This is a genomic window from Paraburkholderia sp. CNPSo 3274 (assembly GCF_024206475.1).
Classification (GTDB): domain Bacteria; phylum Pseudomonadota; class Gammaproteobacteria; order Burkholderiales; family Burkholderiaceae; genus Paraburkholderia.
Genome location: NZ_JAMBPR010000200.1, coordinates 1 through 3246, shown reverse-complemented (window position 1 = coordinate 3246; position 3246 = coordinate 1). Strand labels below are relative to the sequence as shown.

The following is a 3246-nucleotide window of genomic DNA, read 5'->3' as shown; positions in this document are numbered from 1 at the left end:
GCAAAGAATGAATCGTGTCGACTGACCGTGTGGACGCCGAGGAGTTCACGCCAGATGTCGGCCAGTGCGATCTCGAGTGCACCGATGGGGGCTTCGTACGCGGCATGGGCGAGTGAGTCGGCATCCGGAGCGGGCAGTGCCCGGCGATCGAGTTTGCCGTTGGGGGTGAGAGGCAACGCGTGCAGCCGCACGAAAGCGCTAGGGACCATGTAATCGGGCAGGCGGCTGGCGAGCCAGTCGCGCAGTTCACCTGGCGATGTTTCGTTGCCTGTGACATAGGCCACCAGACGTTTGTCCGTGTCGCCGAGTGCGACTACGACGGCTTCGCGTATGGCGGGGTGCTCTGCGAGAGAGGTTTCGATTTCGCCGGGCTCGATGCGGAAGCCGCGAATTTTAACCTGGTGGTCGTTGCGACCGAGGAACACAAGATTGCCGTCGGGCAGGTAGCGGGCCAGATCGCCGGTGCGATACATGCGGGCATCGGAGTGATGGGAGAAGGGATCGGGGAGGAAGCGTTCGGCGGTCAGTTCTGGGCGGTTCAGATAGCCACGAGCCACGCCTGCGCCGCCGATATACAGTTCACCCACTGCGCCTAGCGGCACCGGTTGACCGTGGCTGTCTAGCAGGTAAATCCGAGTGTTCGAGATCGGTCGGCCGATGGGCAGATGATTGCCGGAATTCGTTTCTGACACTTCATACGTGGTAGAAAAGGTCGTGCTCTCGGTGGGACCATAGCAGTGGATGAGTTTTTCCGGTCCCCTATGCTTTAGCAATTCTCCAAAAATCTCATGTTTTTCCTGTTCTCCCCCACAGAGCAAAAATCGCAGTCGAGCAAAGGTTGATCCAATTTCGGGAACAAATTGGTTGAATAAAGCGGTTGTGATGAACAGCGCGGTGACTTTGCCTCGGCTAATGATTTCAGCCAGGCCTCGAGCATCAAGGACTTGATGGCGATCGCCAATAATCACTGTGCCACCGTTGAGCAGTGGTCCCCATACTTCAAAAGTGCTGGCATCGAAGGCGGGATTTGCCGTAAAGGCGACCCTATCATCTAGTCCGATCTTGGCATAGCTGTTGTTCATGACCAGCCGGGCGACCGCTCGATGGGGCACGAGCACCCCCTTGGGGGTACCGGTCGAGCCCGATGTATACATTACATAGGCCGTATCGAGGGCTGCTCCTCTTAGAGCGGGACTTGGCTGAGCGACACCCGAATCGGTTGGCGGCAATACTGCGACTGGGAGGGGTACCTCGGGAACATTCGTGATCAGCAGGCGAGCTGAACAATCGTCAAGGATCCAGGCGTGTCGTTCAGCGGGGCCTTGCGGATCGAGTGGTACGTAGGCGGCGCCAGCTTTCGCTTCGGGCGTTCGCTCGGTTTGCTCTTCGAACAACTGGTGAATGCACGCCTGATCGGGATAGGGCGCCTCGGTTGCGTTCCAGATCTGCAGCAGCAGTTCCCGCTCCGCTTTGGGTATCACCTCCAATTGACGCACCGGCTGGCCAGGAGTCTGCTCCAGCGCATCGGCCAGACTGCAGAGCGCCTGTTCCATATACCCACATACCCGCTGCGAATCGATGGGCGATTGCACCTGCGCCGTCACCCCCAGCGCCTGTCCGTAATCCTCCACCGACAGCACGAATGGATAGTTGGTCCTCTCCTGGGAGCTGAGCATTTCGATACCCGGCAAGGTGTCGCTTGCCTTGGTCTCGCCGAACGGTTTCGAGTTATGCCGGTAATTCAGCAGCGCACTGAACAGTGGCGTGCCTGCTGGCACGCCACTGCATCGCTGAGCCAGCGCGAGCGAAGCATGTTCGTGCTCCAGCAGTTCCGCCAGCCTTGCATGCGTATGACGCACGCGCTCGGCCACACTGACCTCATCCATATCCAACCGAAGCGGCAGCGTGTTGATGAACAGCCCCATCGCCCGGTCTGCTCCTTCGCCCGCTTGCATCCGCCCGAACAAGACTGTGCCGAATACGACCTGTTCCTGCCCACTGGTACGCGCAAGCACTTGCGCCCACGCGACATGACACAGGCTGGCGAGACTCACGCCCAGGCGTTTGGCCTGTGCACGCAGCCTCAGGTTCAAATCGGAGGATAGCATTCGCCGGGTCTCGCCTACCTGAGAGCCATCACGGTGTACCTCGACCAGCCCGAACGGCAGCGTTGGCTCAGTGACGTCCGCGAGCATTGCCTGGAAGAAGCGTTCGTGTTCTTCTGTCGAGGTTCCCAGTCGGGCTTGTGCGATAAGATTACGGAACGGTTCGGGCGATGGCAGAATCGCACCTGGATCTTCCATGAATGCCCGCACCTCTGCCTGCATCACCTCTAGCGTCGAATGGTCGCTAATCAGATGATGTAGCAGGGTGAGTAGGATCCAGCGTCCTAGTTCATCTTGCGCGACTACAAAGCGCAGCAGCGGCGCCTGGCTTAGATCGATCCGGTACTGGTGGGGACCGAAACGCTCAGCCAGTTGGATGGTAACGGGACCGTCTGCCGGCGAGAGTTTCAGCTCGGTTACTGGCAGCGAAGCTTGCCGCCAGACCACCTGGGCGGGATTTGACAGACCTTCCCAGACGAATGCGGTACGCAGAATGTCGTGTCGATTGACAACGTGCTGGACCGCGGCCAAATAACGGTCCAGCGTATCACGTTCCGTGAAAGCCATTTGAACGAGCAGCAGATAGGGGTCACCGTCAGTGGCCAGCAGGTGGTGAAACAGGATGCCGTCCTGTAAGGGAGAGAGGGCATAGATGTCTTGTATCGTAGAGGCCCCCCCCGGTACATTGGCCACAATACGATCGATTTCGTCCTGAGAGAGATCGATTAGCGGCAGCAGGTCGGGCGTGATGGTCTGGCAATCCGGCGCAATCTGATTAGGTGGCACCGGCACTTCGCGACGCTGGCCCAGGACGCGAGCCAGTGCGGACAGCACCGGGGTCTGGAACAGGTCACGTACAGCCAGACTCAGGTCCAGACGGCACAGCCGTTCGATCATTTGAACAGCGAGCAGGGAGTGTCCGCCAAGCGCAAAGAATGAATCGTGTCGACTGACCGTGTGGACGCCGAGGAGTTCACGCCAGATGTCGGCCAGTGCGATCTCGAGTGCACCGATGGGGGCTTCGTACGCGGCATGGGCGAGTGAGTCGGCATCCGGAGCGGGCAGTGCCCGGCGATCGAGTTTGCCGTTGGGGGTGAGAGGCAACGCGTGCAGCCGCACGAAAGCGCTAGGGACCATGTAA

1 protein-coding gene is annotated in these 3246 nt (G+C 59.6%); it reads right to left on the bottom strand.

Going from position 1 to position 3246, the window contains the following annotated elements; translation table 11 throughout:
* Positions 1 to 3246: amino acid adenylation domain-containing protein (locus tag M3I54_RS44135; RefSeq protein ID WP_254346686.1), on the bottom strand; the 3246-nt coding region annotated here is incomplete at both ends.